19 protein-coding genes are annotated in these 23,629 nt (G+C 68.8%); 12 read left to right on the top strand and 7 right to left on the bottom strand.

What is annotated here, in order from left to right; translation table 11 throughout:
* A complete protein-coding gene (locus tag RHA1_RS27150; protein ID WP_011597731.1) occupies positions 1 to 1,260 on the bottom strand; it encodes a hypothetical protein in 1,260 nt (419 codons plus the stop codon).
* Between the two features lie 104 nt (positions 1,261 to 1,364).
* On the opposite strand from RHA1_RS27150, the gene RHA1_RS27155 reads away from it, so the two are divergent.
* Positions 1,365 to 2,144 carry an FAD:protein FMN transferase gene (locus tag RHA1_RS27155; RefSeq protein ID WP_009478830.1) on the top strand — a complete coding sequence of 260 codons (780 nt, stop codon included), beginning with the start codon at positions 1,365 to 1,367 and terminating at the stop codon, positions 2,142 to 2,144.
* 1 nt (position 2,145) lies between these two features.
* On the opposite strand, the gene pgi is transcribed toward RHA1_RS27155, so the two are convergent.
* Positions 2,146 to 3,798, bottom strand: coding sequence for a glucose-6-phosphate isomerase (gene pgi / locus RHA1_RS27160; RefSeq protein ID WP_011597733.1), 1,653 nt, complete (start codon positions 3,796 to 3,798; stop codon positions 2,146 to 2,148).
* 69 nt (positions 3,799 to 3,867) lie between these two features.
* Between pgi and RHA1_RS27165 the strand changes: the two genes are divergently transcribed.
* A complete protein-coding gene (locus RHA1_RS27165) occupies positions 3,868 to 5,322 on the top strand; it encodes an NAD-dependent succinate-semialdehyde dehydrogenase (RefSeq protein ID WP_029539525.1) in 1,455 nt (484 codons plus the stop codon).
* Between the two features lie 38 nt (positions 5,323 to 5,360).
* On the opposite strand, the gene RHA1_RS27170 is transcribed toward RHA1_RS27165, so the two are convergent.
* Positions 5,361 to 5,657, bottom strand: a complete 297-nt coding sequence (locus tag RHA1_RS27170; protein ID WP_005238528.1) for a chorismate mutase — start codon at positions 5,655 to 5,657, stop codon at positions 5,361 to 5,363.
* Between the two features lie 273 nt (positions 5,658 to 5,930).
* Between RHA1_RS27170 and pcrA the strand changes: the two genes are divergently transcribed.
* Entirely contained in the window at positions 5,931 to 8,417 is a 2,487-nt protein-coding gene (gene pcrA / locus RHA1_RS27175) for a DNA helicase PcrA (protein WP_011597735.1), read from the top strand.
* Between the two features lie 77 nt (positions 8,418 to 8,494).
* Here pcrA and RHA1_RS27180 read toward each other — a convergent pair whose 3' ends face one another.
* Positions 8,495 to 9,556: a M23 family metallopeptidase gene (locus RHA1_RS27180; RefSeq protein WP_009478835.1), complete on the bottom strand. Its 1,062-nt coding sequence runs from the start codon at positions 9,554 to 9,556 to the stop codon at positions 8,495 to 8,497.
* A 231-nt stretch (positions 9,557 to 9,787) separates the two neighbouring features.
* Here RHA1_RS27180 and RHA1_RS27185 point away from each other — a divergent pair, with 231 nt between their 5' ends.
* From RHA1_RS27185 to sucD, 3 genes are all read left to right on the top strand, one after another.
* Entirely contained in the window at positions 9,788 to 11,740 is a 1,953-nt protein-coding gene (locus RHA1_RS27185) for a hypothetical protein (protein ID WP_011597736.1), read from the top strand.
* Positions 11,741 to 11,909: 169 nt separating this feature from the next.
* On the top strand, positions 11,910 to 13,079 hold the full coding sequence (sucC, locus tag RHA1_RS27190) for an ADP-forming succinate--CoA ligase subunit beta (RefSeq protein WP_005238541.1): 1,170 nt from the start codon (positions 11,910 to 11,912) through the stop codon (positions 13,077 to 13,079).
* A gap of 15 nt (positions 13,080 to 13,094) precedes the next feature.
* The gene (sucD, locus tag RHA1_RS27195; protein WP_005238543.1) at positions 13,095 to 13,997 is read left to right on the top strand and encodes a succinate--CoA ligase subunit alpha; all 903 of its coding nucleotides are present in this window, start codon (positions 13,095 to 13,097) and stop codon (positions 13,995 to 13,997) included.
* A 60-nt stretch (positions 13,998 to 14,057) separates the two neighbouring features.
* On the opposite strand, the gene RHA1_RS27200 is transcribed toward sucD, so the two are convergent.
* The gene (locus tag RHA1_RS27200; protein ID WP_009478837.1) at positions 14,058 to 14,684 is read right to left on the bottom strand and encodes an IMPACT family protein; all 627 of its coding nucleotides are present in this window, start codon (positions 14,682 to 14,684) and stop codon (positions 14,058 to 14,060) included.
* Positions 14,685 to 14,810: 126 nt separating this feature from the next.
* Here RHA1_RS27200 and RHA1_RS27205 point away from each other — a divergent pair, with 126 nt between their 5' ends.
* From RHA1_RS27205 to purH, 4 genes are all read left to right on the top strand, one after another.
* Complete coding sequence (locus RHA1_RS27205; RefSeq protein ID WP_011597737.1) at positions 14,811 to 15,881, top strand: DUF5336 domain-containing protein; 1,071 nt, start codon at positions 14,811 to 14,813, stop codon at positions 15,879 to 15,881.
* 112 nt (positions 15,882 to 15,993) lie between these two features.
* Positions 15,994 to 17,517: a cell division protein PerM gene (locus tag RHA1_RS27210; RefSeq protein WP_011597738.1), complete on the top strand. Its 1,524-nt coding sequence runs from the start codon at positions 15,994 to 15,996 to the stop codon at positions 17,515 to 17,517.
* Between the two features lie 68 nt (positions 17,518 to 17,585).
* Positions 17,586 to 18,251 (top strand): phosphoribosylglycinamide formyltransferase, encoded by a 666-nt coding sequence (gene purN / locus RHA1_RS27215; RefSeq protein ID WP_009478840.1) that lies wholly within the window; start codon positions 17,586 to 17,588, stop codon positions 18,249 to 18,251.
* Positions 18,244 to 19,800, top strand: a complete 1,557-nt coding sequence (purH, locus tag RHA1_RS27220) for a bifunctional phosphoribosylaminoimidazolecarboxamide formyltransferase/IMP cyclohydrolase (protein ID WP_011597739.1) — start codon at positions 18,244 to 18,246, stop codon at positions 19,798 to 19,800. The genes purN and purH overlap by 8 nt, the downstream gene beginning before the upstream one ends.
* Before the next feature lie 55 nt (positions 19,801 to 19,855).
* Here purH and RHA1_RS27225 read toward each other — a convergent pair whose 3' ends face one another.
* Entirely contained in the window at positions 19,856 to 20,089 is a 234-nt protein-coding gene (locus RHA1_RS27225) for a hypothetical protein (RefSeq protein ID WP_009478842.1), read from the bottom strand.
* Positions 20,090 to 20,491: 402 nt separating this feature from the next.
* Between RHA1_RS27225 and RHA1_RS27230 the strand changes: the two genes are divergently transcribed.
* Positions 20,492 to 21,304, top strand: coding sequence for a DUF559 domain-containing protein (locus tag RHA1_RS27230; protein ID WP_050787394.1), 813 nt, complete (start codon positions 20,492 to 20,494; stop codon positions 21,302 to 21,304).
* A gap of 258 nt (positions 21,305 to 21,562) precedes the next feature.
* Complete coding sequence (locus RHA1_RS27235; RefSeq protein ID WP_050787395.1) at positions 21,563 to 22,657, top strand: N-acetylmuramoyl-L-alanine amidase; 1,095 nt, start codon at positions 21,563 to 21,565, stop codon at positions 22,655 to 22,657.
* On the opposite strand, the gene RHA1_RS27240 is transcribed toward RHA1_RS27235, so the two are convergent.
* Entirely contained in the window at positions 22,658 to 23,623 is a 966-nt protein-coding gene (locus tag RHA1_RS27240; RefSeq protein ID WP_011597742.1) for an alpha/beta hydrolase family protein, read from the bottom strand.
* Between the last annotated feature and the right edge of the window lie 6 nt (positions 23,624 to 23,629).

Below are 23,629 nucleotides of genomic sequence, written 5' to 3' on the forward strand. Positions count from 1 at the left end.
TCACCAGCCGCGGGCATCGAGACCGTGCCGGGCGAGGACGGTCGTCGCCCGCTCCCGGAGTTCCGCGCGGTCCGGACTGTCCAGCGACTCGAGCGCGAGGGTGTAGCTGCCGCCGAATCGGCTGAGATAGGCGGACAGCCGGGTGCGGCTGGTCACGACACCCGGATGCATGGCCCGGGTGGCGATGCCGGTGGCGCGGTGACCGCCGATCGAGACGAGGGCCTCGGGTAGCGGTCCGATGTTCGAACACAGCACGTCCCGTTCGCCGGGGTTGCCCGTGAGGGCGTGCGCCACCCGGTCGGGGACCAGTTGCAGCATTTCCTCCGGGAACCCGGCCGGGCTCGTCATCGCGGGCGCGGAGAACGCCGCGCGGCTCGCGGCCCGCACATCCGCGACGGTGTCCTGCGGGTGGACGTTCACCTCGACCATGGCGACGGAGTTCGCGGTACCCGACGAGGTGGCCGCGCCCCGCAGGTCCATCGGCACACTGATCGTGAGCGGGCGGGTTTCGCCGTCCCGCCGCGCCAACTCGGCCACCACGGCCAGGAACAGGCTGTTCGGCCTTCCGCCTGCCTGCTCCGCGGCGGCGTCCCACCGCTCGGCGTCCACGTCCAGCACCGCCGACACAGGTGAGTGGCAAAGTGTGCCGGGGGACGCTTTGCCGCTCACGTGCAGGAAGCGCCGGAGTTCCCCGCGACGGGCCCCGCTCACCACGAGACCGGCGACCGCACGCGCGGTTCCCTCGGTCACGCGGCGGGCGAGCCGGGTGGCGTCCCACATGTCCGCGACAGCGCCTTCCGCACCTCCCGGATCCGATGGGGGCAGTCCCTGCAGCGCCGCCGCGATGGCGGCCGCCAGTCCGCGCGCATCCGCGATCACGTGCGAACACACCAGCGACAGCACCGTGCCCCCGCCGGCCGGTCGTGCGCACGCCAGACGCCAGGCGGGACCCCGCTCGGGGTCCACCGACAACGAGCCCTGCTCGTCGGCCCACGCGAGGACCGCCCCGGCCTCGATCTCCGCGTCCTCGACGGGAAAGGCGTCGATACTCGGCTCGAACCGGGGCCGCGCGCCGGGAATCCGCGGACGCACCACCCGTTTGCCCAGCGGTCCGCGGGCGAAGTCTGCGCTCAGGGCATCGAGGGTCGAGGCGTTCACCTCCCCGTCGGTACGCCACAGTCCCTGCATCACGATCGGCGTTCCCCACCCCCGATGGGTGCGCAGGAACATCTCGTCGACGACGCTCAATCGGGCGCTCACCAGCGAAGTGTACGACCGGTCGAGGTGGGCGCAGGACGCCGACCTCTGGACAGCCGGCGCATACTGGAAGTGCAGCGCTGTACGGACCGCACACGGAGAACGCCATGGTTAGCGTCGAGAAATGGAAGGTGTGGGGTTCCGTCGTGGAAGTCGACGTCACCGAAGGCGCCGCCCTACCCGAGGCTGCAGCGCTGATCGCGGCCGTCATCGACGAGACCGAATCGGTCTGCGACATCCACCGCGGCGACGCCGAGATCCACGCCGTCAACCTCTCGCAGGGCGCGCCGGTGAAGGTCAGCCGGCGGATGTCCGCACTGCTGCGGTCGGCGCTCTGGGCCGCCCGGATGACCGACGGGGTGGTGAACCCGCTCGCCACCGAATCCCCCGACGAGGACCTGATCCCCACCGTGCACCCGGCACCCAGCTTCCTCGACGTCCAGATCGACGACGACGTCGTGTTCGCGCCGTGGGGCGCCTCGTTCGACATCACCGACACCGCCAAGGCCGACACGGTGGACCGGGCGGCGGAACTGGTGGCCCGGCAACTCGAGTGCGGGGCCGCCGTGCGTATCGGCGACGTCGTCGCGACGGCCGGGCACTGTCCCGCCGGCGGTTGGCAGATCCCGGTGCCCGGCGACGGCGAGGTCGAACTGGTGAACGGGACGGCGATGGCGACGGCCTTCGCGCCCCCGGCTGCCGAACCACCCACCGCCACCGAGTGGGAGACCGTGTCGGTGATCGCCGACGACGCGCTCTGGGCATACGCGGCCAGCGTCGCTGCCCTCGCCCGCGGCATCGGTGCGATCCGCTGGATCGAACAGCACGAATTGCGCGCCCGGCTGGTGGATCGTTCGGGCCGGGTCTACACCACCGAGAGCTGGTGAATCAGGCCCGTCCGCGCTGACGGCGGTACCAGCGCACCAGGCTGTCCGTCGACGAATCGCTTTGCGCGGCCGGTTCTTCCGCCGCGGTGAGCACCGGCTGCAACTCGACGGCCTGCGTCTTGCCGAGCTCGACACCCCACTGGTCGAACGAGTCGATGCCCCACACGACGCCCTCGACGAACACCTGGTGCTCGTACAGGGCGATGAGCTGTCCGATCACCGACGGGGTGAGCTTGGGCGCGAGGATCGTGGTGGACGGCCGGTTGCCGGGCATGACCTTGTGCGGCACCAGATGTTCGGGCGTTCCCTCGGCCGCGATCTCCTCGGCCGTCTTGCCGAACGCCAGGACCTTCGTCTGGGCGAAGAAGTTGCTCATCAGCAGGTCGTGCATGCTGCCGGTGCCGTCCGCCGTGGGCAGGTCGTCGGTGGGTTCGCCGAAACCGATGAAATCGGACGGGACGAGCCGCGTGCCCTGGTGCAGGAGCTGGTAAAAGGCGTGCTGCCCGTTGGTGCCGGGTTCGCCCCAGAAGATCTCACCGGTGGACGTGGGGACGGGCGTACCGTCGGCACGCACCGACTTGCCGTTCGATTCCATCGTCAACTGCTGCAGGTAGGCCGCGAACCGCACGAGGTCGTTGGAATACGGCAGTACGGCACGGGATTCGGCGCCGAAGAAGTTCGAGTACCAGAGGCCGATCAGGCCGAGCAGGACCGGCGCGTTCTCCTCGAGCGGCGCCGTCCGGAAGTGTTCGTCCACGGCGTGGAAGCCGGCGAGGAACTCCGCGAACCGCTCCTTGCCGATCGCCGCCATCACCGACAGCCCGATGGCGGAATCGACCGAGTACCGGCCACCCACCCAATCCCAGAATCCGAACATGTTGGCCGTGTCGATTCCGAACTCCGCCACCCGATCGGCGTGCGTCGAGACGGCGACGAAATGCTTTGCGACCGCCTCGTTTCCGAGGCCGAGACCGCCCAGCAGCCACCGCCGCGCGGCGGTGGCGTTGGTGAGCGTCTCGAGCGTCGAGAACGTCTTGGACGCCACGATGAACAGGGTGGTGGCCGGGTCGAGGCCCTGCAGGCTGCGCACCAGGTCGGCGGGGTCGACGTTGGAGATGAACCGGACGCTGATGCCCGCGTCGGCGTAGTGCCGCAGCGCGCGGTACACCATCACCGGACCCAGATCCGATCCGCCGATACCGATGTTGACGACGGTCTTGATTCGCTCGCCCGTCGCGCCGCGCCATTCACCGGAGCGCACCCGATCGGTGAAGTCGCCCATGCGGTCGAGGACCTCGTGGACGTCGGCCACGACGTCCTGCCCGTCGACGACGAGAGACGCGTCGGCGGGCAGCCTCAGCGCCGTGTGGAGGACGGCGCGGTCCTCGGAGGTGTTGATGTGCTCGCCCGCGAACATCGCGTCCCGGCGTGCCTCCAGGTCGGCACTGCGCGCCAGTTCGAGGAGCAGCCCGAGGGTGTCGCGGTCGATGCGGTGCTTGCTGTAGTCGATGTACAGGTCGCCGGCCGTGACGGTGAGCTCCTGCCCGCGTGCCGGGTCCTTCTCGAAGAGTTCTCGAAGATGGACGGACTGAATTTGTGCGTGATGATCACGCAATTTCTGCCAGGCAGCGGTTCCGGTGATGTCTGAGCTCACGAGATTTGAGCTTAATGCCCGCGCGTCGAAACTTCCGTGCGAACTTCGGTGCGGCGCATGATGGACGTCATGGATGCTGTCGAACTCATGCGAACCGTTCCCACAACCCTCTTCCTCGGCGGCGAGAAGCGTGACGCCGAGAACGGCGCCACGTTCACCGTTTTCGACCCCGCCACCGGTGACGCCCTCACCGAGGTCGCGGACGCCAGCCCCGCCGACGCGATGAAAGCGCTCGACGCCGCGGTCGCGGTGCAGCGGGAGTGGGCGGCGACGCCGGCACGTGAGCGCGGGGAACTGCTCCGCGCGGTGTTCGAGAAGATCACGGCCCGGGCCGACGACTTCGCGCTGCTGATGACCCTGGAGATGGGCAAGGCGCTGCCGGAGAGCGCGGCGGAGGTCAAGTACGGCGCCGAGTTCTTCCGGTGGTTCAGCGAGGAGGCCGTGCGTATCGCCGGCCGCTACACACCGGCACCCGCGGGGAACGGACGCATCCTGGTGACCAAGCAGCCCGTCGGGCCGTGTCTGGCCATCACACCGTGGAACTTCCCGCTCGCGATGGGCACCCGCAAGATCGGTCCCGCACTGGCCGCCGGCTGCACGATGATCGTCAAACCTGCCTCGGAGACTCCGTTGACGATGCTCCTGCTCGCCGAGGTGATGGCCGACGCGGGGCTCCCGAAGGGCGTGCTGTCCGTGCTGCCGACGTCGAAGTCGGGGGAGGTGACCGGTCCGCTGCTCGACGACCCCCGGCTGCGGAAGCTCACGTTCACCGGCTCGACCGGGGTCGGCCGGATGCTCGTCGAGAAGTCGGCGAAGGGGCTGCTGCGCACGTCCATGGAACTCGGTGGGAACGCGCCGTTCGTGGTCTTCGACGACGCCGACGTGGACAAGGCGGTGGCCGGCGCCGTCCTCGCCAAGATGCGCAACGGCGGCGAGGCCTGCACCGCGGCCAATCGCTTCCACGTCGCCAACAGTGTGCGGGAGGAGTTCACCGCGAAGCTCGTCGACAAGCTGTCTTCGTACACGCTCGGACCCGGCACGGATCCCGGCACGACGCTCGGCCCGCTGATCAATGCGGATCAACTCGAGAAGGTCGGGGAACTGGTGCAGGACGCCGTCGGCGCCGGTGCCCGGGTGCGGCTCGGCGGGGTCGCACCGGAAGGTCCCGGTTACTTCTACCCGGCGACCGTGCTGGACGAGATCCCCGCGCAGGCTCGGATCCTGAAGGAGGAGGTGTTCGGTCCGGTGGTCGCGATCGCCGGGTTCGACACCGAGGAGGAGGGCATCGCCGCGGCCAACGACACGGAGTTCGGCCTGGCGTCGTACATCTTCACCCGGGATCTGGACCGTGCACTCCGTGTGGCCGACGCCCTCGAATCGGGCATGGTCGGCATCAACCGGGGAGTCATCTCGGACACCGCTGCCCCCTTCGGCGGCGTCAAAGCGTCAGGCTTCGGGCGCGAAGGGGGCAGTGAAGGCATCGAGGAGTACCTGGAGACCAAGTACGTGGCACTCGAGCCGTAGCGACCGCCGTCGGGGGACGGGCGGGCCGCTTCGGGAAATCAGTGACCGAGGCGGCCGCGCCCGAGGCGCAGCAGCAGCATGGCGAGTGTGTGGCCTTCCTGGCCGAGCTCGTTGAACCGCTCGAGCACCTTCATCTCACGACTGTGGACGAGGCGGGGACCGCCGGACGCCATCCGGGTGCGCCCGATGAGCTGCGAGACCTCTGCGCGGCGCTTGATAGCGGCGAGAATCTCGGCGTCGAGCTTGTCGATCTCCTGGCGGAGAACCTCGATCTCGGCCTCGCTGGTGGGCACAGCGGTTTCCTTGGCGGCTGATGCGACGGTCTGAGTGCTCATTGGTTCGTCTCCCTCTTGTCAGAACTTGGATCGTTGTTTTGGCTCGAGTCGTTACCGATCCAGGCTCGTTTGACGAAAAAAGCCCCGGATCCGGTGCGGACCTCGGGGCTCGTGAGCTGTTCAGTTCACGGGCACCGGAGGCCGGTACCCGTAAAAAAATCGCCACAGGGGGCGCGACGGCGGACTGAACATGTGTACCAGTTTGCCATGGCGGTACCGCGCAGGCCAAGCGGCTGTGACGCTGTCGGTACACGCCGGTAAGTTTGATAGACGATGAACACTATCTCCGGCACCGCTTCTCCCCTGAGCGCCACGTCGACTCCGCACGCCGCCGCACCGGCGCGCGCAGGGTCCGATGCGCTCCTCCAGGGCCTCAACCCACAGCAACGGGAAGCGGTCGTGCACGCCGGTTCTCCGCTGTTGATCGTCGCGGGTGCGGGCTCGGGCAAGACGGCTGTGCTCACCCGCCGCATCGCATATCTGCTGGCCGAGCGGGGGGTGATGCCCGGTCAGATCCTGGCCATCACGTTCACCAACAAGGCTGCCGCGGAGATGCGGGAACGCGTCGCCCACCTCGTCGGCCCCAGGGCCAACAGCATGTGGGTGTCCACGTTCCACTCGAGCTGCGTGCGGATCCTGCGGGCCCAGGCGGCGCTGCTCCCCGGCCTCAACTCGAACTTCTCCATCTACGACGCGGACGATTCGCGGCGACTGCTGACGATGATCGCCAAGGATCTGAACATCGACACCAAGCGCTACTCGGCTCGGCTGCTCGCCACCCACATCTCGAATCTCAAGAACGAGCTCGTCGATCCCGATCAGGCGAGTGCCGACGCCGACAAGGATCCGGCGGAACTGCCTCGGCTGATCGCCAAGGTGTACGGGCACTACCAGCAGCGGTTGCGTTCGGCGAACGCGCTGGACTTCGACGACCTGATCGGCGAGACGGTCGCGATGCTGCAGGCGTTCCCCCAGGTGGCGGAGTACTACCGCCGGCGGTTCCGCCACGTGCTGGTCGACGAGTACCAGGACACGAACCACGCCCAGTACATGCTGGTACGCGAGCTGGTCGGCGGAACCGCGGACGGCGAGGACGCGGACCACCGGGTCGCCCCGGCCGAGCTGTGCGTGGTGGGCGACGCGGATCAGTCGATCTACGCGTTCCGCGGCGCCACGATCCGCAACATCGAGGAGTTCGAGCGCGACTACCCGGACGCCCGCACCATCCTGCTGGAGCAGAACTACCGCTCCACCCAGAACATCCTGTCGGCGGCCAACTCGGTGATCTCGAAGAACACCGGCCGGCGTGAGAAGCGGCTGTGGACCGATTCGGGCGTGGGTGAACTCATCACCGGCTATGTCGCGGACAACGAGCACGACGAGGCGTCGTTCGTGGCGTCCGAGATCGACAAGCTCGTCGATTCCGGCGACGCCAAGTTCGGCGACGTCGCCGTGTTCTACCGCACCAACAATTCGTCCCGTGCCCTCGAGGAGATCTTCATCCGGCTCGGCGTTCCGTACAAGGTCGTCGGCGGAGTGCGGTTCTACGAGCGCAAGGAGGTGCGCGACATCGTCGCGTATCTCCGTGTCCTCGCGAACGAGAACGACACCGTCAGCCTGCGCCGGATCCTCAACACACCCCGCCGCGGCATCGGCGACCGCGCCGAGGCGTGCGTGGCCGTCCATTCCGAGCAGCGGGGCATCAGCTTCGCCGAGGCACTGCGGGACGGCGGTGAGGGCCGCGTACCGCTGCTGAACACCCGTTCCCAGAAGGCCATCGCGTCGTTCCTCGAGCTCATGGACGGACTGCGGGTGCTGCTCCCACCGGAGACCACTGCGGACGACGTCGTCCCCGACCAGCTCGGCGACATCGGCGACGTCGTCGAGGCGGTCCTGGAACGGACGGGATACCGCGCCGAACTCGCGGCGAGCAGTGACCCCCAGGACGGGGCGCGCCTCGACAACCTCAACGAGCTCGTCAGCGTGGCGCGTGAGTTCAGCTCCGACGCGCGGAACGCGGCCGGCCTCGTGGAACCGCCGGAGGACGGCGACGTCGACGCCCGCGACGGCGAACCGGACCCCGGTTCCCTCGCCGCCTTCCTCGAGCGAGTGTCCCTGGTCGCGGACTCCGATCAGCTGCCCGACAACGACGAGGGCGTCGTCACGCTGATGACCCTGCACACCGCGAAGGGGCTCGAGTTCCCCGTCGTCTTCGTCACCGGGTGGGAAGACGGTCAGTTCCCGCACATGCGAGCGCTCGGCGACCCCACGGAACTGTCGGAGGAGCGCCGGCTCGCGTACGTCGGCATCACCCGTGCCCGGCAGCGGCTGTATCTGACGCGGGCCGTCATGCGGTCGGCGTGGGGCCAGCCCATCCAGAACCCGGAGTCGCGGTTCCTGCAGGAGATCCCGTCTGATCTCGTGCACTGGCGTCGTGAGGACCCCGGCACCGGTATCGGTTCCGGTGGTGCGATCGGCGGTGGCCGTGCGCGTGGATCGGGATACGGCGGTCAGGGCTTCGGCGGCGGTTCCGGTTACGGCGGCGGGTCGGCAGGCACGCCGAGCTTTGGTGCCGCCCGCACCCGCAACAACAACCTGGTGCTCACGGTCGGCGACCGCGTCAGTCACGACAAGTACGGCCTCGGCACGGTCCTCGAGACCAAGGGCGCCGGGCCGACCGCGACGGTCACCATCGACTTCGGCAGCGCGGGCAAGGTCCGGCTGATGCTGATCGGTGGCGTCCCGATGGTCAAGCTGTAGAGACACGAAAAGACGACTGCGGCGCATGCAATGCATGCGCCGCAGTCGTGTGTTCGGGTGGTGCCGAGAGGTTTCGGTCAGTCCATCTCGGGGCCGAGGCTGATGCCGCGGGAGGCCAGCCAGGGGAGGGGATCGATCTTGTTCTCGCCAGCGAGGTGAACCTCGAAGTGCAGGTGCGGGCCGGTGGAGAAGCCGCGGTTGCCGACGGTCGCGATCTGGTCGCCCGCCATGACCTTCTGGCCGACGGTGACGGTGGAGGTGTTGATGTGGCCGTAGACGGTGATGGTGCCGTCGGCGTGCTTGAGGCGGACCCACATGCCGAACCCGGAAGCCGGACCCGAGTCGATGACCTCGCCGTCGGCGACGGCCACGATGGGGGTGCCGATGGGGGCGGCGATGTCGACGCCTGCGTGCAGGGTGCCCCAGCGGCTTCCGAAGTTGGAGGTGAAGGTTCCCACGGCGGGGAGGACGAACAGGGGGCGGCGGGCAGCGGCTTCGCGGGCGGCGCGCTCTTCGCTGAAACGCTGTCCCTTGGCGAGCAGGTTGCTGAACTGCGACAGGTCGGTGGGGTTCGCGATGTTGAGGACCTGCGGGGCGTTCGAATCGGACGCGGCGGTGTCGGCGACCGTGGAGAACTGGGCGGCCTGCGGCTCGGCGGTGGTTCCGATGGTGCTCGACTCGTCACTGGCGAGGGCGACCTCGGAGTGGTCGGAGGAGCTGGACGATCCGCTGGTGACGGCGGCCTGGCCTGCGGCGACTACGGCGCCCGCTGCGACTGCGAGGACTGCGGCGCGACCTTTGAGAGCTGAGGGGGGAGTCGGGATGCGGTGGGCTCCGCGGCGGGAGTGGGAGGGTGCGCCCTCGAAGGACTCGGAACCGCTGCGGGGGGTGAAGCCGGGAATCTCGGACTCGGTGTCGACGGTCTCGAATCCGGTGCCGGCGTCGACGCTGTCGGGGGTGGAGCGTGGGGACTGCGAATTGCGGAAGAACATGCTGGAAATCTCAGAACTATCGGTCTCGGGATAACGCTCGACCGACCTCGAGGGGTACGTGGGCGCGACTTCGTCGTTGTGACCCCGCAACTCGTCATCGTGGTGACTCACAAAACGGCTGGCCGTGAACTGGCTGCGATGGTGCATACGCCCGTCCGTCCTCCTGCTCGTGACCTGCCTGTGACTTGGACCCTGGCGACGGTAACGAAACGGTTGCGATGCGCGCAACCTGTAACGCGGAGGAACGGCTACATGTGACGGGCATCACAAACTGAGCTGGGGAAACGTCGAACCCACTTTTCGTCTCGGTTCAATCTCGCCCCTGCCCACGCGTGTCACAACCCCGGGGAGACAGGGGGTTAGCGCTAGCGTCGGCGTGTGGCGTCATCAACTCGATCCCCGGACGGGCGTAGGGCCGAGCCCGAACGTATTCCTTCGTCCGGCGGCGCCGGTCTGTCGACCGTCGACGAGCCCGATCCCGCCCGTGCGCGCCGGGGGTGCGTGTTCGCGGTCGTCCTAGGTCTCGTCGGGGGCGTGGGGGTGGCGTCGGCGCCCGTCCTGCATGCCGTCCGTTCGGTCGATGGGGCAGCCGCGCCGTCCGCGATCGGCGCGGCCGCGCTGTGGGCTGCCGTCTTCGCCGTCGCGGCACCCGTCCTGGCCGTCCCCGCGGTTCTCGCGCGCCGCACCGCAATCGCGGGGGCGCTGCTCGCCGGTGCCGGTGCAGTGTCCGTCGGCGCCGCCGTGCTCGACACGCAGCTGTGGACGGACGCCATCGACGCCAATCGACTCGAATTGTTCCGGCCCGAGACGGCGGCCGAACTCGCCGCCGGGTCCGGCGCGTACGCCGCCCTCGCCGGACACGTGCTGATCGCTTTCGGGGGCCTCCTCGGCATGGTCGCGGTCCACCGGGAATCGCTGATGGACGGTTATGGCGACGCGCGCAGCTCCGAACAGGTCGGACGGGCGACGGGTGCCCGCGTCGGGTTCCTGCCGTCCGCGGTCGCGGTGGTCGCCGCCGTCGTGCTCGTCGGCGCGCTGTTCGCTCCCGCCTTCGTGTCCGAGGATCCGGTCATTCTCGTCCCGACGGTCGTGGAGTCCGATCTCGCCGCGTCCGTAGGTGCCGGGCTGCTGGCGGCGGCCGTTCTGATCGTGGTCGCCTCCGCACTGGCGTCCATCTCGCCGCCCGTCGCGTCCGGCGCGCTCGTCGGGGCCGGCCTGGCCGCGCTCGGCGTCGTCGGGACCCGCCTGGTGGCCGGACTCGCCGCGGGCGAACGGATCCATCCCGGGCCCGGCGCGGTGTGGGGCACGGTCGGCGCCGGTGTCCTCGTGCTCGTCGGCGTCTGCATCCCGATGGTCGACCGGGCTCGCGACAGCAGGATCCTGAAGACGCTCGCCACCCCCTCGTCGTCCGCGCCCGCTCAGGGCGGCCCGGTGAAGAAGGGGGCCGTCACCCCGTCCGCGAAGGGCGTCGCCAAGGCGGCGCTGCGAGCCGAGGCCGCCGCGGCCCGCGCCCGAATCGCCCGCTGGCACGTGGCCGCCGGGACCGCCGGAATCGTCACCGCCCTGCTGGCCGCCGCCGGGGCCCTGCTCCCCGTCCTCGACATCCCGACCGACGCCGTGCGCCCCGACATCTACGCCACCCGCGTCGTGCTCGTCGCCGCCCTCGTGCTCGTCGTCGGCTGCGTCTGGCTGCTGCTGTCGGAGTTCGCCTCCACTGTCCGACCCGCGGTCGGAGTGCTGTGGGTGACGATCCCGTTCTCCGTCGCCGCGGTGTCGCAGTCCGTCGTGCTCGCCACCGACGTTCCCGGAATCGGCGCCGGAATCGGCGCGGCGCTGCTGTGGTGTGCGGCCGTCACCGCCGGCGTCACCGGCGTGCTGACGTGGTTCGCCGGTTCGGCGGAACGCGAGGAGATCGACACGTCCGAGGAGCCGTCCACCTCGATCGCGGTCCTCGCGGTCGGTGGCCTCGGGGCGGTCGCCGCGTTCGTGGGCCTGGGACTGCCGCTCTTCCACGGGACCGACGCACGCGGCGACGAATACGCGCCGGCGTCGTTCGCGGAGTTCCCGTGGAACCTCGACGTGTGGGGACGCGTCCTGCTGGGCGTCGCGGTGGTCCTCGCAGTGATCGTCGCCTCACGTGCCCGGCCTGCCAGGGCGGTGGCACTCCTGCTCGGTTCGGCCGTTGTCGTGGGGGTATACCTCCTGTCGTGGCCGCTCACCGCGGCCCGGGTGACCGACCCCTCAATGGGGGCCGGTGTCGTCCCGACAACGGTGGGCATAGTGTTGATTGCGGCTGCCGCGGCCCTCACGACACGCAGCAGAAATCGGTGAGGTCCGCCCCGTCGACTGCGGTGAGGCCCGCCTCAGTACGTGTTATCGCGTGATGTGGACCACATAGCAGACACGCGGGCGCAGACCGGGCCCGGCAACTGGTTAAAGTCCAAAACAGACCCGCTCCTACCCCTCGAGCGGGTGTCAACGCAGACGAGACGGTGAGCAGATGGATCTCTTCGAATACCAGGCGAAGGAACTCTTCGCCAAGCACGAGGTGCCGACTTCGGCTGGGCGTGTTACCGACACGGTCGCCGGCGCACGCGAGATTGCCGAAGAAATCGGCAAGCCCGTGATGGTCAAGGCGCAGGTCAAGGTCGGAGGCCGCGGCAAGGCCGGCGGCGTCAAGTACTCCGCCGACGCCGATGCCGCCCAGGCCAACGCCGAGGCGATCCTGGGCCTCGACATCAAGGGTCATGTCGTCAAGAAGCTGCTGGTCGCAGAGGCGAGTGACATCGCCGAGGAGTACTACATCTCCTTCCTGCTCGACCGCACCAACCGCACCTACCTGGCCATGTGCTCGGTCGAGGGTGGCGTCGAGATCGAGGTCACCGCCGAGGAGAACCCCGACGCTCTCGCGAAGATCCCCGTGGACGCCGTCAAGGGTGTCGACCTCGCGTTCGCGCGCAGCATCGCCGAGGCAGGAAAGCTGCCCGCCGAGGTGCTCGACGCAGCGGCCGTGACGATCCAGAAGCTGTGGGAGGTCTTCATCAACGAAGACGCTCTCCTCGTCGAGGTCAACCCGCTCGTCCGCACGCCGGACGACCAGATCCTCGCGCTCGACGGCAAGGTCACGCTGGACGAGAACGCTGCGTTCCGTCAGCCCGGCCACGAGGCGTTCGAGGACAAGGACGCCACGGACCCGCTCGAGCTCAAGGCCAAGGAAAACGACCTCAACTACGTCAAGCTCGACGGTGAGGTCGGCATCATCGGTAACGGCGCCGGCCTGGTCATGTCGACCCTGGACGTCGTCGCCTACGCAGGTGAGAAGCACGGTGGCGTGAAGCCGGCCAACTTCCTCGACATCGGTGGCGGTGCCTCCGCAGAGGTCATGGCGAACGGCCTGGACGTCATCCTGAACGACGCGCAGGTCAAGAGCGTGTTCGTGAACGTTTTCGGTGGCATCACCGCGTGTGACGCGGTCGCCAACGGCATCGTCGGCGCCCTGAAGACGCTCGGTGACGAGGCCAACAAGCCGCTGGTCGTCCGCCTGGACGGCAACAACGTCGAAGAGGGTCGTCGTATCCTCGCCGAGGCCGCCCACCCGCTGGTCACGGTCGTCGGAACCATGGACGAGGCTGCCGACAAGGCTGCCGAGCTGGCCTTCGCCGCAAAGTAAAGGGACTCAAAAAACATGGCTATCTTCCTGACCAAGGACTCCAAGGTCATCGTCCAGGGCATCACCGGCGGCGAGGGCACCAAGCACACCGCGCTGATGCTCAAGGCCGGCACCCAGGTCGTCGGCGGTGTCAACGCCCGTAAGGCCGGCACCACCGTCACCCACGACGGCGGCGTCGAGCTGCCCGTCTTCGGCACCGTCGCCGAGGCCATCGAGAAGACCGGCGCGGACGTCTCCATCGCGTTCGTTCCCCCGGCCTTCGCCAAGGACGCCATCGTCGAGGCCATCGACGCGGAGATCCCGCTGCTCGTGGTCATCACCGAGGGCATCCCGGTGCAGGACTCGGCGTACGCCTGGGCGTACAACGTCTCCAAGGGCAACAAGACCCGCATCATCGGACCCAACTGCCCCGGCATCATCACCCCCGGCGAGTCGCTGGTCGGCATCACCCCGGCCAACATCGCGGGCACCGGCCCGATCGGTCTCGTGTCCAAGTCCGGCACGCTGACCTACCAGATGATGTTCGAGCTGCGTGACTTCGGCTTCTCCACCGCCATCGGCATCGGCGGCGACCCGGTCATCGGCACCACCCACATCGACGCCATCGAGGCGTTCGAGAAGGACCCCGAGACCAAGGTCATCGTGATGATCGGTGAGATCGGTGGCGACGCCGAGGAGCGTGCCGCCGACTACATCAAGGCGAACGTCACCAAGCCGGTCGTCGGCTACGTCGCGGGCTTCACCGCCCCCGAGGGCAAGACCATGGGCCACGCAGGCGCCATCGTCTCCGGTTCCTCGGGCACCGCGCAGGCCAAGAAGGACGCCCTCGAGGCTGCCGGCGTGAAGGTCGGCAAGACGCCGTCCGAGACCGCTGCGCTCGCTCGCGAGATCCTGCAGAGCCTGACCGTCCAGGCCTAGGCGCTCCGCGCCCGTGCGTGGTTGACGAGTCCAGACACTCGTCTCCCACGCACGGGTCGTTCAGGCATCGACCCACATCTCCCCGGCCGGATCGAGTGTCCCCGTCCCCGACGTGACGGCAGCGACCAGATCGGCCAGCTCCGCCGAGTCCCTCGCCGCGAGGGTGAGGACCGCGGATTCCCCGTATGTCGTGTCCACCACGACGACGCCCCGCCCACGCAACTCCGACTCGACGCGTCCCGCCTCGACGTGGCCGACGGCGAGGGTGTGCAGGTGGCGCAGTTCCCTTCGGACGAGCGGTGCGGCATCGACCGCCGTGGCCACCGCGCCGGAGTAGGCGCGCACCAGTCCGCCCGCCCCCAGCTTGATTCCCCCGAAGTACCGTGTCACGACCACCGTGACGTCGACGAGATCACGGGCCTTGAGTACCTGCAGCATCGGTATGCCTGCGGTGCCACCGGGTTCGCCGTCGTCGCTCGCACGCTCGACCCGGTCACTGGGCCCGTTGCCGATGATGTACGCCGAACAGTGATGTCGCGCATCGGGATACGCGCGCCGCTGATCCTGGACGAAAGCCTGCGCCGCCTCTGTGTCCTCGACGCGCCGCAGGGCGGCGATGAAACGGGAGTGCTTCACCTCCGTCTCGAGGGTGAGATCGGCGGTGCGGGGAGCGAGGGTGTACGGCACCGGACCATTGTCTCCTGCTCTGTTCCCGCCGCTGCGTGCCGCGAGTGACGGCAGTGACCGCCGGGTATACGTAGGCTAGCGTCGGAAGAGCGCACGCAGACGACCACTTGTCGACTAGGAGAAGTCATGACGTTCACGCCCGGAGGACCGAGTTACGGTCCGCCCGCGCAACCGACTGCAGGGGGAGAACCGAAAGGCCTGGGCTTCTTCCTTCTGATCGGTGTCGCAGTTCTCGGTGTCCTCAACCTACTGCTCGGGTTCGCCCCGTACGCCACCTTGGCGCGAGAGTCCGTGAACTCCTTCGAAGCGAACACGGACGGGCTCGGCCTGCTGTTCCTCGGTGGTCTCCTCGCGGCGGTCTCGCTCCTTCCGAAGCAGTCCTATGCGGGCGCGGCAGCGGCGGCGTCCGTCGCTGGCTGGGTTGTCGCGTTGTTCGTGTTCCTGAACGTCGACGCGGATTCCGGTTGGGGCGCGATCCTGATCCTCGTTCTCGGATTCATCCAGTCGGCTGTGGCCGTCGCGGCCACACTGTTCGACATCGGTCTTCTCAAGCAGCCGGCGCCCAAGCCGTCCGCGGCCGGAGGCTTCGGTCAGCCCGGTCAGGCGTCGCAGGGTTACGGCCAGGGCGCCCCGCAGGGCTACGGGCAGGGCTCGCAGCAGTCGTACGGACAGCCGCCGCAGGGCTACGGCCAGAGCGCGCCGCAGGGTTACGGGCAGCAGAGCCAGTCGCAGCCCGGCTACGGGCAGCAGAACCAGCCCGGCTACGGCCAGCAGGGTTACGGCCAGCAAGGTCAGCCCGCGCAGGGCCAGCCCGGCTACGGCCAGGGCTACGGGCAGCCCCAGCAGCCCGGTTACGGGGCCGCTGCGGGTGCTGCCGGGTCTGCGTCGTACGACGCCCCGACCACCGCCTACCAGCAGCCGCAGTACCAGGGGTACTCGCAGCCGTCGAGCCCGTCGCAGTCCACCGGAACGCCCAGCTCGCAGTACCCGGCCGGGACCAGCTACGGTTCCGCGCAGCACGCGGCGCCTGCGTACGGCTCGCAGTCGGAGTCGTCCCCCGTCGAGCGCACGCTGGAGTACGGCGAGCAGCCGTCCACCGAGGCGAAGCCGGCCGAATCGGTCGACAAGCCCGAATCGGAGGGCTACAGCGCGCCGACCCAGGCGTTCGACACGCGTGCCGACAGGGACGACAAGTAGCGGCCCAACCAGCAAGGTGGCCTCTGACCGAACGTGGTCGGAGGCCACTTCTGTGCGGCGCGCCTGACCGCTGTCGCGGCGTCGGAGTGCCACTCTCGAGGGGATGAGTTCTTTGGTTGATCGTGCGCAGCGCGTCGCGCAGGGTGCTCGACGGCGAGCCGTCGGTGACGAGGAGCGGCAAGTCCCGCGACAGCGACCCGTGCCCGACGCCGACGAGATGCGGGCATTGCTCGCTGTCGCGTTCCGGCCGGCGGGCGTCACCGTCGTCCTGTTGTCCGCACTCATCGTCGTCACGCTGGTGGCGGCGAACAGCGACCTCACCGGAACGTTCGGTGCCATCGCGGCGTCGTGGCTGGCGATTCACCAGGTGCCGTTGACGATCGACGGCACGTCACTCGGAGTCCTCCCGTTGATCCCGACAGCGGGGATGGTGTGGGTGGTCGCCCGTGGCTGCGCCGGCGTGGTGCACCCGGCGTCCTCGCGGCGGCACGCTCTGCAGGTGATCGGCGCTGCGGTGGCCGGACCGCTGGTCGTGACGGCGATCAGCCTCGCTGTCATCGCGGACGCGTCGGCGGTCATCCCGTTGTCTTCCCCGAACGCGCTCGCCGCGTTCGGGTGGGTGCTGTTCGTGCACCTGCTCGCGTCGGTGATCGGTGTGACGGTCGCGATGTGGCCGACGCTGGGTGCGCAGGTTCCGTCGTGGGTCCGGGACGCGGTGCGGCCGGGACTGCGTGCGTTGACGGCGATTCTCGGTGCCGGCGCGGTCATGGTCACGATCTCGCTGCTGATGGAGTGGTCGACGGTCGGCTCGCTGCTCGAACGTGGCGACGGCGTCGTCGGAATGCTCGGACTGACGATCTTGTCGGTGCTGTATCTGCCGAACGTCGTGGTGGGTGCCGCGGCCGCGGTCATGGGAGGGACGGCGCAGATCGGGGACGTCTCGGTCAGCGTGTTCGGGAACGTCGGTGGTTCATTGCCGCCGTTGCCGCTGCTCGGCGCCGTTCCCGACGGGGTGTCGGGTGGCGCGTGGCCTGCGCTGCTGGTGATTCCGCTGCTGATCGGTGTGATGCTCGGACGCGATTGCGGGCGCCGCGTCGCCGGGCAGGAAGCGCTGTTCACCGTGCTGACCGCTGCCGCTGGGGTGGGCGTGGTGACGGCGGTACTCGGCCTCGTGTCCGGCGGCAGGCTCGGCGCATTCGGCACGGTCGAGCTGAACTGGTGGGCGTTCGGGCTGCTCACGTTCGCATGGCTCGGACTCGCGGGCGCGGTGACGGCGGTGGTCGTGGCCTGGCATCGGAGCCGGGGCGCCGCGGACGAGGACGACGCCGACACCGAGGACGAGGAGCCGCACCTTCCCGGCGCGGAGGAGGTCCCGGCGATCGCCGCCCCGATCACCGAGGAGCCGGTGGTCCCTGAAGACGTCGCGCCGAGTCGGGTGATCGAAGCCGAACTCGTCGATGACGCCGAAGCACCGGCGGCGCCGGTTGCACCGCAGGACACCGACTCCGACGCCGAGGTCGTGGTGGATGTCGAGGTCGAGGACGACACGGCGGCGGAGGAACCGGAGGGGTCCGGAGACGCCGCCGAGAGCACGGAAGCCGACCTGCCCCGAGGGCCCGCAACCCCCAGCGACTAGGCTCTTGGTCGGTCGACGATGCGACCGCCCCCATTTTCGCCCGTCTTTCGATTCACCCGGCCTTTCGATTGTTCAGGAGTAGAGCGCTGACTTCCTCGCGTGACCACCTGGAGCCCACGACCGGTTCGCCGGCGCGGATCGTCGTACTCGCCTCCGGTGCGGGAACCCTCCTGAGGTCGCTGATCGAAGCAACACACACGGACGGGTATCCCGCCGAGATCGTCGCCGTCGGCGTCGACCGCGACTGTGACGCGACCACCCACGCGAACGCGGCGGGCATTCCCCACTTCCGGGTGAGCCTGCGCGACCACGCCGACCGTGCCGCCTGGGACGTCGCGCTGACCGAGGCCGTCGCCTCGCACCAGCCGTCGCTCGTCGTGTCGGCGGGGTTCATGAAGATCCTCGGCCCCGCCTTCCTGGATCGCTTCGGCGGTCGCATCATCAACACGCATCCCGCGTTGCTGCCCGCATTCCCCGGCGCGCACGCGGTCCCGGATGCGCTGGCCTACGGCGTGAAGGTGTCGGGATCGACCGTCCACCTCGTGGACGCGGGTGTCGACACCGGCCCGATCCTGGCGCAGGAACCCGTGCCCGTGCTCGACGGCGACGACGAGTCGACCCTGCACGAGCGCATCAAGACTGTGGAGCGACGGTTGTTGGCGGACGTCATCGCCGCTGTCGCCACCCGTGGAGTTGTTTCCGATGGACGAAAGGCCGTGATCCCCAGTGAGTGAACGCAAGGCAGTACGCCGAGCGCTCGTCAGCGTCTACGACAAGACCGGTCTGGTCGAACTGGCTACGGGCCTGCACAAGGCAGGCGTCGAGCTGGTGTCGACAGGGTCGACCGCAGCGAAGATCGCCGACGCCGGCATCCCGGTCACCCCCGTCGAGGCGCTGACGGGCTTCCCCGAATGCCTCGAGGGCCGGGTCAAGACGCTGCATCCGCGGGTGCACGCCGGCATCCTCGCCGACACCCGGAAGCCGGAGCACCTTGCGCAGCTCGAGGAACTCGGCATCGAGGCGTTCCAGCTGGTGGTCGTGAACCTGTATCCGTTCACGCAGACCGTCGCATCGGGTGCGACCCCCGACGAGTGCGTCGAGCAGATCGACATCGGCGGGCCGTCCATGGTGCGCGCCGCCGCGAAGAACCACCCGTCGGTCGCGGTCGTGGTGGATCCCGCCCGCTACGACGACGTGCTCACCGCGGTCGCCGACGGCGGTTTCACGCTGCCCGAGCGCACCGCGCTCGCCGCGCAGGCGTTCCAGCACACCGCGTCGTACGACGTCGCGGTCGCCAGCTGGATGACGTCCACGCTGGTTGAACCCGGTGACTCGCAGTTCCCCGAGTGGGCAGGCGCCACCTGGGACCGCTCGGCCGTCCTGCGGTACGGCGAGAACCCGCACCAGGCTGCCGCCCTCTACGTGAACCCTGCCGCCCCGGCCGGTCTGGCCCAGGCGGAGCAGTTGCACGGCAAGGAAATGTCGTACAACAACTACACCGACGGTGACGCAGCCTGGCGTGCGGCCTTCGACTTCAGTGAGCCGGCTGTCGCGATCATCAAGCACGCGAACCCGTGTGGCATCGCGGTCGGAGCCGACATCGCCGAGGCGCACCGCAAGGCGCACGCCTGCGACCCGGTCAGCGCGTACGGCGGGGTCATCGCCGCGAACCGCGAGATCACCGTCGAGATGGCCGAGCAGGTCGCCGAGATCTTCACCGAGGTGATCATCGCCCCGTCCTACGCGGACGGTGCGCTCGGAGTCTTGCAGCGCAAGAAGAACATTCGCGTCCTCCTTGCCCAGGCACCCACCGCGACGGGAATCGAACTGCGTCCCGTGTCCGGGGGAGCGCTCCTCCAGGAGCGCGACGTGCTCGACGCCGAGGGTGACGACCCCGCCAACTGGACGCTGGCCGTCGGCGACGCCGCCGACGAACAGACCCTGAAGGATCTCGAGTTCGCGTGGCGCGCGTGCCGTTCGGTGAAATCCAACGCGATCCTGCTCGCCTCCGACGGTGCGTCGGTCGGCGTCGGCATGGGCCAGGTCAACCGCGTCGACTCCGCGCACCTTGCGGTGCAGCGGGCCGGTGACCGGGTGGTCGGGTCGGTGGGCGCGTCGGACGCCTTCTTCCCGTTCCCCGACGGACTGCAGGTGCTCGCGAACGCAGGCGTCAAGGCAGTCGTGCAGCCGGGTGGTTCCGTCCGCGACAACGAGGTGATCGATGCGGCCAAGGAAGCCGGCATCACCATGTACCTGACGGGTGCGCGGCACTTCGCGCACTAGCATTCGGCAGCTCTCGAACGGGTCTCGGCGTCATGCCGGGGCCCGTTCTGCGTCGTCAGGCGGCTGCGGCCCCGTGGGCTCGGCCCGTGCCCTGGAGTTCGCGAGGCGAACCGGTGATGACCACGCGGGCGGCGCCGCGGCTGCGGACCTCGCTGATCAGCACACCCAGGCCGGCCTCGTGGGCGGCATCGCAGTGCGACAGGTCGAGGGTGACGGCGTAACCGGTGAGGTCGTCCGGCAGATCGAGATACGGGGGAGAAGTGGACAGTTGGTTGATGCGAAGTTTCATGGGGTGCTCCTGAAAGTGAAAGGTAAAAGAAAAGGCACCCGAGGGGTTTGCCCTGGGTGCCCGAGAATGACTTGGTTGAGTCTCAACATTCTCGGGGTGCGCCGAACTTGGTGATGTGCTTGTCGGCGAAGCAGCGACGCCATGCGGGTACGGATGCGAAGAGCGCGTCAAGCTGCATCATGGCCGTACCTTTCTGCGTGTCGTTGCTGGTTGGTAGATGACCGTACATCACCGGTTGAGGGTTTGCACTTCCAATATCCGGCCGCTGCGCAGAAATGCAGGGTTGTACTCGATGTTTACCTACAGTTCTGCGCAGTGACGCTTCTGTGGATCGCGACATGCGTTATCCACAGACCCGGAATTCGCGACTCTTGTCGAGTGCCGGACTGTCAGGGTTCGACGATGGGGGAATTCCAGCAACCGTTCCGGGGATCGGAAGCGCTGCGAGACGGGCAGCTCACGCGACACGGTCTACGCACCTACCGGCGCCTGCACCGGGACGTGTACGTGCACAGAAGTGCCGAGGTGACAGCACTCTCCCGCGCACGTGCCGCCTGGCTTTGGGCCGACGGTGAGGCGGTACTCGCAGGCTTCTCCGCGGCCGCCGTACACGGAACCCGGTGGATCGGCGGGGGCGAGTCGGCGACGCTCATCCGGCGAGGCAGCCGGCGATCCGTCGACGGCATCGAAGTGCGTGCGGATGCCCTCCTGCCGGACGAAGTGTGTCGCGTGGGCGAGATGCTCGTCACCACTCCGGCGCGGACAGCCTTCGACCTGGGCCGATGGCTGCCCGTCGACCGCGCCGTCGAGGTACTCGACACCCTCTGCCACGACACCGGACTGCGCCCGGCGGAAATTTCCTCGGTGGCCGGACGGCATCGGGGCGAACGTGGACTCGCGTCGCTGCGTAACGTCGTGTTGCTCGTGGATCCCGGTGCCGAGTCCCCACCGGAGACGCGCACTCGCCTCGTCCTGATCCGTGGCGGGCTGCCCGCACAGGAGACTCGGATACCGATCGAGGATCGCCGCGGCCGCGTCTTCGCCCGTGCGGACCTGGGCTGGAGGAGGTGGAAGGTGCTCGTCGAGTACGACGGCGAACAGCACTGGTCGGACGAACGTCAGCGCACGTGGGACATCGAGCGGACGGAACGGCTCGCCGAGCTCGGGTGGGTGGTGGTGCGGGTGAACGCGGAGCAGTTGCGTCGGCGGCCGTAGGTGATCGTCGCGCGAGTGCGGGACCGATTGCGGCAGGCAGGCGCCCCGGTGTGAGTGCGCAGAACCGCAGGCCTCCTCTCGGCGTTTGCCTGCGGAACTGCGCGTTCGGCCCCACACTTTGGTCACAGGTTGCTTTCGATCCGGCCTCGAGCTGCCCGCACGCACGGTGCAGCTGATTCACTCGGGGCTGATGTGACTCGAGTGGCACCTGTGGAAGGAGAGTGGCGCCCGGACTGCGACGGTGCGCCCATCCCCGTTATGAACCGATTTGCGATCAAGGCCGGCCTCGGCGCCTGCGTCCTGGGTGCGTCCGTGCTCATCCCTGCTCACGTTTCGGCGGAACCCGCGGCGACGGCGACCGGCACCGAACTGTCCGGGACGACGGTGTTCCTCGACCCCGGACATCAGGGTTCCAGCGAGGGCCACGACCTCGCGCAGCAGGTGAACGACGGCCGGGGCAACACCAAGGACTGTCAGACGAGCGGCATGACGTCGCTCGGCGGGGTGCCCGAGCACACCATCAACTGGAACGTCTCCCAGCTGGTGAAGAGCAGCCTCGAGAGTCTCGGCGCGAAGGTCGTCCTGAGTCGGCAGGACGACACCGGCTGGGGCGGATGCGTCGACGAAAGAGCACGTGCGGCAAGCGAATCGAATGCCGATCTCGCGGTGAGCATTCACGCGGACTCGACGGCGCAGGGCGAGGACGCGAGTAAACACGGATTCCACATGATCATCCCGTCGCTGCCCATCCCCGACGAGAAAGCGGACGCGGCGCAGTCCGGCGGCGGCCTCGAGGCGTCGAAGATGATGCGCGACGCCTACAAATCCGACGGCTTCGTTCCCGCCAACTACGCCGGCGTGAACGACGGCCTCCAGACCCGCGCCGATGTGGCCGGACCGGCGCTCACTCAGATTCCGCTGGTGTTCGTCGAGATGGGCAACGGGTCCAACAAGGAGGACTCCGCCCAGCTGGAGAGCACCGACGGCCAGTTGAAGCACGCGATCACCATCACGACGGGCATCGTCACCTACCTGCTGACGGGGTCGGAGGCGGCGCCTGCGGAGGAGCTGGCGGCGGCACCGGCGGCCACCACGACGACGCCCGAGGCGAGCGAGGACAGCGCGTCGTCGACCACCACCACGACCCCGAAGGCGACCACCCCGAAGGCGGCACCGAAGTCGACGGCACCCGATTCGGCGCAGTTCTCCGAGTTGATGGAGATGCTGGCGCCGCTGCTCGAGGTCGAGGGCCTCGACGGGCTTCAAGACCTCGTCAACGACAAGAACCTGGGGCTCGTGTCCGATCTGGCGAGCACGCTGATGGCCGTGATCACCGGGGCGGGCGGGAACTGATCACAGCGCGGCGATCCACCTGCTGAACGGTTCGGTGAATTCCGCCGAGTAGGGGAGCGGTTCCACGTAATCCGGTCCGGTGGACGGACGGTCGCCGACGTCCTTGAGGACGTGATTGGCGTTCGTCATCCGCACCGGTGTCAGCGCGGTGTGCGCGAGGGCGGCGTTCAGGCCGTCGACGTCCGCCAGCTGCACCTGAATGTCCTTGGCGGAGCAGCTCGTGAGGACGGGGAAGCCGGCGGGCAGCCTGCCGGCCAGCGCGCGGGGGTCGAGCGCGTCCTCCTCCGCGAGCGCTTTCGCGTTGGCGTGCACCAGCCCGGAGTTCTGCAGGGGTTCCGGAAGGTCGTCGGGGATCGTCCCCGACGTGCGCAGGGATTCGACGGTGTCCGCGAGGGCGAGCCGGAGTTCGTCGGCCAGTTCCACCGGCAGCTGGCCGGTGCCGACGACGGCGTCGAGCTGTCCGTGGATCTGCGTGGTGAGCAGATCGAGGAGCCGGACACTCAGCGGTTCCAGCAGCCCGACGGCGCGCACGCGCGACTCGTCTTCCGCGGTGGCGAGAGCGAGGGCGACGAGCCCGCCGTCGCTGTGACCGATGACGATCAGCCTGGACGGGTCGACCCCGGGTTGGGCGGCCAGGAAGTCGAGGCCCGCGGACGCGGCGTCGACGAAGGTGGTGAATCCGAGACCCCCGACCTCTTCCACCTCGTAGGGGCCGAGGGCGGTCTCGCCGCTGCCGATCTTGTCGTAGCGCAGGCTGGGGATGCCGTGCTGTTCGAGCACGTCGGCGAGGTGGCGGAGCGTTCCGATGTCACCGGGGAGCAGGGCGCTGTCGCCGTTGCGATCGGTGGGACCGCTGCCGGCGAGCAGCAGCGCGGCAGGCGCCGACCCGTTCGCGTGGTCGGGGGTGCGGAGGCTGCCGTAGTACGTGACGGCACCACTGTCGAACGTGATCTCGGTGTCAGGCATGGGGAC

It is taken from the genome of Rhodococcus jostii RHA1 (genome assembly GCF_000014565.1).
Taxonomy (GTDB): domain Bacteria; phylum Actinomycetota; class Actinomycetes; order Mycobacteriales; family Mycobacteriaceae; genus Rhodococcus_F; species Rhodococcus_F jostii_A.